This is a genomic window from Burkholderia sp. E168m23, from assembly GCF_016586125.1.
GTDB lineage: Bacteria > Pseudomonadota > Gammaproteobacteria > Burkholderiales > Burkholderiaceae > Burkholderia > Burkholderia orbicola.
Genome location: NZ_BCPP01000275.1, coordinates 1 through 7,404, shown reverse-complemented (window position 1 = coordinate 7,404; position 7,404 = coordinate 1). Strand labels below are relative to the sequence as shown.

6 protein-coding genes and 1 pseudogene are annotated in these 7,404 nt (G+C 57.6%); 1 reads left to right on the top strand and 6 read right to left on the bottom strand.

Features of this window, described 5'->3' with window-relative positions; translation table 11 throughout:
* The 3 genes and pseudogenes from JMF90_RS16005 to JMF90_RS15995 all read right to left on the bottom strand — a co-directional run.
* Nucleotides 1-387, bottom strand: a pseudogene (locus JMF90_RS16005) (peroxidase family protein); the annotation flags it as partial.
* Nucleotides 388-832: 445 nt separating this feature from the next.
* Nucleotides 833-1,552, bottom strand: a complete 720-nt coding sequence (locus JMF90_RS16000) for a hypothetical protein (RefSeq protein WP_011546990.1) — start codon at nt 1,550-1,552, stop codon at nt 833-835.
* A gap of 399 nt (nt 1,553-1,951) precedes the next feature.
* Entirely contained in the window at nt 1,952-2,374 is a 423-nt protein-coding gene (locus JMF90_RS15995) for a transposase (protein WP_166488168.1), read from the bottom strand.
* Nucleotides 2,375-2,935: 561 nt separating this feature from the next.
* Here JMF90_RS15995 and JMF90_RS15990 point away from each other — a divergent pair.
* On the top strand, nt 2,936-3,916 hold the full coding sequence (locus JMF90_RS15990) for a GlxA family transcriptional regulator (RefSeq protein WP_012339453.1): 981 nt from the start codon (nt 2,936-2,938) through the stop codon (nt 3,914-3,916).
* A gap of 582 nt (nt 3,917-4,498) precedes the next feature.
* On the opposite strand, the gene JMF90_RS15985 is transcribed toward JMF90_RS15990, so the two are convergent.
* The 3 genes from JMF90_RS15985 to JMF90_RS15975 form a co-directional block, all read right to left on the bottom strand.
* Nucleotides 4,499-5,038: a carboxymuconolactone decarboxylase family protein gene (locus JMF90_RS15985; protein ID WP_011546986.1), complete on the bottom strand. Its 540-nt coding sequence runs from the start codon at nt 5,036-5,038 to the stop codon at nt 4,499-4,501.
* 119 nt (nt 5,039-5,157) lie between these two features.
* Nucleotides 5,158-6,357, bottom strand: coding sequence for an MFS transporter (locus tag JMF90_RS15980; RefSeq protein WP_011694847.1), 1,200 nt, complete (start codon nt 6,355-6,357; stop codon nt 5,158-5,160).
* A gap of 61 nt (nt 6,358-6,418) precedes the next feature.
* Nucleotides 6,419-7,177 (bottom strand): SDR family oxidoreductase, encoded by a 759-nt coding sequence (locus JMF90_RS15975; protein WP_011546984.1) that lies wholly within the window; start codon nt 7,175-7,177, stop codon nt 6,419-6,421.
* Between the last annotated feature and the right edge of the window lie 227 nt (nt 7,178-7,404).

The window sequence follows — 7,404 nt, the reverse complement described above, 5'->3', positions numbered from 1 at the left end:
CCGGGCCTTGTCCAGCCCGACGTTGTCTGGCCAACTATTCAGTGGTGCGAATCGCTGTTGACCTCGCCCTGCACCACCGCGGCCATCCCCCGTCCGGTATGTGCCGGCACTATGCCACGCCATGCGCACGAAAAACGGCCCGTAGTGACCGAAGTCCGCCGGCCACCAGTCCTGCGATGCCGTCATCAGCGCGCGCAGGTCGGCCTTGACCGCCGCCAGATCCAGACTATTGAATGCTTCAGCATAATCAAAGCCCGGATCCATCGGATCCGCCTCGCTCGAATGCTGGTGCAAAATCTTGAGGTTCAACTGGTTCGGCCACCAGTCGCGGTTCGTCGTCCCGTTACGCTTTCCATGGTTAAACGGGCACTTTCCCTCATTCGACATCTGGATTCTCCTCGTGTTGCAAATACGCAATCTTCAGTAAATCAACGTATATCCGAGCGTTCACTGATCCCGGAACTCTTCACTGCAAATCCGCAAAGTCAAAAAAATGGCGGAACACCTTCCGTAACGATCTTCCAGACGGCTTTGTTGCTCGAGACCATCTTGAGCGCACGCCCGGCGTTCTCGGTGACCTCACTTGCATTCTTACTCATGGTCGTCCCGAACCTGCTCGCATCGATCAGATGCGGAACATCGATCGCGCGAATTTAAACTCCCAATTCGGCGAGAGCAAATAGGCTTCAGTAGCATGACGTCCAGTCGAGCCGGCTGGCCTATCGACACGAGTTGCCTTCCTGGCTTCAATCGCCCGTGGCACGTCGACGCACAAACGTTTCCGTACGGGACAACACGCCCCGTCGGACGAGCTATATCGCTCCCTACCGATTCAAAGGAGTTCGATGTTCTCCAGATCAATTGATACGACCAGTGGTTCGGAAATCGAAGTACCGTCAGGCATGCGCGGATAAATCCGACGACGCATCGGAACTCGGATGCCGGAGACGGTCACATAGTCGCTCACGTAGTGCGCGCCAGGCGTGTTTCCGGCAATCTCTACGTCATAATCCAAACGGCGAATCAAGTTGTCGGGCCCGACATACATTGCCTGCACCTTGCTGAATACTTCGAGCGTCGCGGGGTACACTACATGGATCTTCCGCCACCGTTCACCTTGCTCCGACCACGGTCCGACGTCTTCACATTCGACACCATCGAAAGCAAGCAGGAACGGAGAATTCAGATACGTCCACATCGCACATCCGGCAAAAAAGGCCAACTGCAACGCATTCCACGGCGTCTCCAGCGTGTGGCCAGCGAACAATTCGCGCGGCTGCGCCTGGGCTTCAATGACGCGCCCCGAGTCGTCGAGGAGCGCAATGCGATCACCAGTGAACTCGCTTCGCGCGGCCACCGTCGCGAACGGTGCATGCGATGCCCACTGGCGATCCGTTGCAACCGAGACACGCGTGCGATCCAGCACGCCGCTCTGCCCTTTCAATCCCCACAGCGCGCCGCCCTGAATCAGATCGGCTCGGACCTCCCGAAATTTCCGCCATTGCTCGATCCCGCCATGCGCATCGATAATGCTTTGAGCGACCTTATTCATTTCTTCACCCCAAAGTTTAAATGGTTCATAGACAGAATCGTTCAGAACTTCACATCAATTCAAAAACTGATATCACACCAATCCATGCCAAATCCAGTTTGAGCGCCTCGATAAACGGACAAATCATCAAAAAAAGCAAATAGGTCACGGAAGAGTACGACATTCGATATAGCAAATGCGCATCTAAATACAATAAATCAGATACGCTCTATTAGATATTTCCACCCATAAACAAATTAGACAATATAATTCTCCAGCAAATCCAACACACGGATGATCTAATATTGTTGTTCACGATTTGCAACGCAGACAGACTGTGAGCCTGCGATCTCAGTCGTGCGATTGATTGATCCTGATCAGCAGTTCATTCGCCTGCACGTCGACGCATCGAAACTGCATTCAGGGGCCAGTAGGTGCTTGATACCGATACGTGACTGCCTCGGCAAGCGAACGATGAGGTAGCCACTTGCCCCCCCATTCTCGGCCATGCGTACGAACTCTCTGCACGCCTTCACTACGGACCTTCATCCCCGTACTGACGACCGCCGGATCAATCTGCTCGGTGCTTTGAAAAAGCTTCTGTTGAACCTCGTTCTTTTGCGACCAACAGCAGAGCACCGTGTAGCTCGGCCCGGGCAGGGTGATAGAGAAATCCAGATCACGAAGACTCCGCGCGGAACCCTGCAAAACACTCAGCGGCAAGCCGAGCACGGCCTTCAGACCAGACAATGCCCCAATAGGGGCATCGTCGCGCAGGCGTGAGCAATCACGCTTCAGTTCGGCATCGGCCGCACTCGCAATGGCGATTTCGTCGTCTCGCATCGTACCGATATCTCTGTTGATCAGTCCGGCGTTGCAGCCCACTCGGTTCCCGGCGCGATATCGCACCCTTGAATCTCGCGTATTGCTTGCGTGCCTGCTCATCTTTCTGACAAAAAAATCGATAACTTATGAAAGAGCACGAACTGTTGTCACGCGGTTCATGGTGCACCGTCGCACGTAACCTTCTTCATGCCCAACCTGACTGATGCTGCATTGCCGCGGCTCCTATGATCAACGCTGCTTACCAATTCTCAAAGGACATTTATGAGTATGATTTGAGACAAATCATCGACCCTATCCAACGCGTCACATTGAGTCTACAAACAGCCCTATTTTGGTGCAGCACCATCAGAACGTATCCATCTACCGAAGCACGGCCTTTCCATATGTTGGGATGTGACGACAAGATGTCGGCGCACAACGTTCCGTGGTCAATTCCCACAATAAAATTCGGGTTCCTACACAAATGATCGTTACCTTATAAAAATAATTTCGGATCCCTGCATTACTTCATTACACCCCCTATAATTCACCATTTTGATGAGAGACTTGGTGGGCAAAATGCATCGAATTGGTTTTCTCCTGACGGAAGGTTTCCAGGTGATGGCAATCGGGACTCAGGCTGTGTTCGAGATTGCGAACGTCGTAGCAAAAGAGCAGATTTACCATCTAACGAATGTTTCCGTCGCCGGCGGGCCGGTTCGTTCGTCGCTCGGTCTTTCGGTTCTGACTGAACCCGCAAACACGGCCGCTGCAGCCGATACATGGATGATCGGAGGTGTGATTAATCCGGGCACCCGGACCTCATCGGCCGCCGAACTTCAATTCATCAAAGAGATTGGCAGCAGTGCCCGGCGCGTGGCCGGGCTATGTACAGGTGCGTTCATCCTCGGCGAGGCGGGCCTGCTCAATGGAAGACGTGCCACAACCCACTGGGCCTATGCAGACGAACTGCAACGGCGCTTGCCGCTTGCCCAAGTCGTGCGCGACTGGATCTTTATTACCGATGGCCCGATTTGGACGTCCGCCGGGCTGACTGCAGCCATGGATCTCGCGCTCGGTATGGTGGAAGAAGATATCGGCCCCGAGTTTGCGAACTCGGTTGCGCGTGCACTCGTGATGAATCAACGACGTTCGGGCCGGCAATCGCAACAATCCGAGTTGCTGGCACTAGCTCCCAAGTCCGACCGGATACAACTCGCGCTCGAATACGCCCGCGCCAATCTGGCAGAGCCCTTGCGCGTCAGCGATCTCGCACGAGCCGCACATATCAGCACTCGGCAATTCGCGCGCATCTTCCTCGCGGAGACTGGCGAGTCTCCTGCCAACGCGATCAAGCGGCTGCGACTCGAAGCGGCAAGGGTCCTGATCGAGCGTGGCCGGCATACGCTCGATACCATTGCACGCGAAACGGGATTTCGCGACCGCAATCACCTCCGCGAAGCGTTCGTTCGCAGTTACGGCCTGACTCCTCAGGCGGTGAGAAGATCCGTTCGCAATTCGATCGAAGATCAGCCCGAGGAACTAAGCGAAGCTGCCTGACGAACTGGCACGCGCGGGACGAGTAATTGATCTCGCGTTCTCGGCCGATCAACCTCCATGAGCGGCGTTGATCCTGTCCTCACCACGCCCAATCGAGTCGCCAATCTGGCGACGTCAAGCCGCCCTCGACGAACGACACGCAATAGCCCGGTGCCACGCTTGTGTCGCGTGGAGATATGACGACATTGCCGATCACGATTTCCGTCGCGGACATCGGTCTTCGACCGACAAATGACCGCGAACGCCGAGCGTCAAGGTGGACACACCCACTGATCGGAAAAGTCGACGCCACCTGAACCTGCATCGCGATGCCAATCATTAGCATCACCTGATAGTTCAAGGGCGCCGCCTCAGACATCAAACGAAAGAAGCTGTCGATATCATCATTCGATTCGATCGTCAGCGATTCGGCTTCGGCATGTGCTCGCCAATTGCACAGTCCAGCAGCTCAAACATCAGCCGCACATGCCGCAGGCACCGGAACGTCGATTGCGTGGCCGCGCCCGGCACACTGTCGACAGTCCGATCGACGACGAATGACACTCCTGCGGAGCATCGAGTTCCTGCCCAGTAGCGGATGCCCTACTTCAACGCGGGGAAATCCACGACCGTGTTATTCACTCGATTGAATACGTTCGTGAACGTGATGAGCGCGATGGCCAGAGCAACATCAACGACGGACTCGTCCGAGTATCCTGCTGACCGGAAAGCCTCCAATTCCTCTGACGCAATTGTTCCGCGGCTTTCCTGAAGAACCCGAATGAACCGAATCAGCGCATCGCGACGTGCGTCACCAGTGGGCTCCAGGGCCCTAATCGCGCGCACGGCATCGACCGCGATACCGGATGCCTTGCTGGCCAGGCTATGTGCTGCCACGCAGTAGTCGCAACCGGAAATGGCGCTGACCACGAGTTTGATCGTTTCGCAATCCTGTGCGGACAGCGAGCCCTTCGAGAGCACCGCGTCGGCGGAAAGAATCGCCTGCAGCGCAGGCGTATTCAGAGCACCGATGGCCGCATAAGCGTTCGGAACCATGCCCACCGCCTTGCGGATGGTGGCAAAAACGTCGGCGGTCGCGCCAGTGGCCGCAGCAGCGGCAGGCGTATTGATCCGGGCAGTCATTTGGTCAGCTCCATTTGAGGTTGTCTTCGCGGGCGAGCCATTCGCCATCGAAATTTGATAGAAGTCTTGTTGATTGAATCGGTCAGGCACCGAGGGCACCGTACAAGCATCGTCCAGTTTCAGGCACGGGCGTTTCTGCTAAGGACCGCGTTGAGAGCCAAGGCGATCAGTTCGGCCAGCGCCGCCACGGCTCCGATGCCCCAGACAGCGCCTGAGCTCAACACTGCGGCGCCCAAGGTACTGCCGACAGAAAAACCGAAGTACATGGTGGACGTATTGAGCGCGAGGGCAACCGGCGCTTGCGCCGGCGCGCCGGCCGCGATGAGCCGCGACATCTGGGCCGGGAAGTACGACCAGACAGTAAAGCCCCAGACAGCGACTGCAACAAGCACCGGAACCAGGGCAACCTGCGGCGGCAGACGCGAGGCGATAGCCAGCGCCAGGAACGACAGGCCCAGCAGCATCAGCGATCCGTGCACCACCCGATTGGCCCCGAAGCGGTCATTGAACACACCTCCAGTCATCACCCCTGCTGCCGCAGAAAGCCCCCATAGAGAAACCGTCGCCGTGATTGCATTCGGGCCGAAAGCAAGGACGGCATCCAGGTATTCCGCGATGTACGGATAGGCAGCAAAGGCGCCGATCGACCAGAACAGGCTGACTCCAAGCAAGCGCTGAATCGGAGCCTGGCGGATCACGGACACACGTTCGCGCAGGCTCGCCACGGCAACTCCCTCTCCGGCGTCGCGGGCAATACCCGCGAAGATGCCCGCAATGGCGATGACGCTCATTGCGCCGACCAGCAGAAAGGTCGCACGCCAACCGAAAGCGTGACCGATCATCCCGCCTAGCGGCAGTCCGAGTGCGATGGCCAATGTCTGGCCCGCGCTGACGATGGCGAGTGCGCGGCCTCGCATGCTCGGCGGCACGATGACACCGGCGAGCCCATTGGCCGCTGGTACATACAGGCCTGCAGCGATAGCCATCAATACCCGTGCTCCGATCAGCAAGGCGAACGATGCGGACACCGCCGCCGTCACGTTGCCGATGGCGAACAGCGACATGGCTGCGAGCAAGACCCACTTGCGCGCCATCCGGCCGGTGGCAACCGTGGAGATCGGTGATGACAGCGCCAACACAAGGGTGAAGACGATGACGAGCACCGCAACGGTCGGGACCGGCAAACCGAAGTCCTTGGCCATGACCGGCAGCAGCGGCGCAATCATAAAGCCCTCGGTGCCGATGGCGAACGTTCCGAGGGCAAGGAACCCGGCCGGCATGAGCGCGGCTCGGGAGTTCACGGCGAGCGACACGTTCATGACGCGAGTCTCGTTGATGTGGGTCCGCACCCGTGCGGACCCAATGGTATGGCCGGATGCGTCAGACCGGGATAGGGTTCGCGGCGATCTCGGCGTTGAAGCCATCGATCAGCGCGTGTTCGCCCAGGCCGGGATTGTCGCGCAGCGCGCGAATCGCCTCGACAAAGACTTCGGGCTCTTCGGTCGCCAGGCCCTTCATCGTTTCTGCGATGAATGCATCGAGCGGCATGGCGCGCGGGTCGCCACTCTTCTTGATGAGGTCGGTGTCGACCCACGGAGGCGCGATTTCCTGCACGGACACGCTCGTGCCCTTGAGCATGAAGCGTTGCGACAATGCATACGAATGCAGCGCCGCCTTCGAGGCTGAATAGACCGCGTTGGTCGCGATCGGCACATAGGCCAACACCGAGGTGTTGTGGATGATCGTCGCGCGAGGCTGCGCCTTGAGGTGCTCGATCAACGCCGAGGTCAGACGAATCGGACCCAGCAGATTCGTGTCGAGGATTTGGCGGGAGACGGAATCATCGATCCGGCCGGAAGGATCATCAAACGGCATGATCCCGGCATTGTTGATCAACACGTTCAGCGACGGATAGTCGCGAATCAACTGCGCTGCGACGCGGTCGATGTCGGCCGCATCCGAAATGTCCAGCGCCACACCTTCCATGCCCGGATTGGCTGTCGTGACCTCATCGAGCAGAGCCTTGCGGCGCCCGGCGATGATGACCTTGTTGCCTAGTGCGTGAAACTGCTCGGCCAGCGCGCGACCAATGCCGGAAGTGCCGCCCGTGATGAAAATGGTATTGCCCGTCATCTGCATGATTCTTCATTTCCCTTGCGCCACCATGGCGCTTTCGATGTATGAACTATGCGCGAGTTGGGTTGCACCTCAAATGACATATAAACGGCGATAACAGTCATGCAAGACTCGTGACGGGAACGAATACCCGGTCGTCAGCTGGTTCCCATGAGAATCCTGCGCTCTCCCCAGGCAGCGGCCGAAGGACCATTACTCCAGAAACAGATCGATCTGCGCCGCGAAGTCGT

Bases quoted from the DNA above. Each gene is read 5' to 3' on its own strand.
- JMF90_RS16000 (WP_011546990.1), bottom strand. From the start codon at position 1,552: ATGAATAAGGTCGCTCAAAGCATTATCGATGCGCATGGCGGGATCGAG.
- JMF90_RS15995 (WP_166488168.1), bottom strand. From the start codon at position 2,374: ATGCGAGACGACGAAATCGCCATTGCGAGTGCGGCCGATGCCGAACTG.
- JMF90_RS15990 (WP_012339453.1), top strand. From the start codon at position 2,936: ATGCATCGAATTGGTTTTCTCCTGACGGAAGGTTTCCAGGTGATGGCA.
- JMF90_RS15985 (WP_011546986.1), bottom strand. From the start codon at position 5,038: ATGACTGCCCGGATCAATACGCCTGCCGCTGCTGCGGCCACTGGCGCG.
- JMF90_RS15980 (WP_011694847.1), bottom strand. From the start codon at position 6,357: ATGAACGTGTCGCTCGCCGTGAACTCCCGAGCCGCGCTCATGCCGGCC.
- JMF90_RS15975 (WP_011546984.1), bottom strand. From the start codon at position 7,177: ATGCAGATGACGGGCAATACCATTTTCATCACGGGCGGCACTTCCGGC.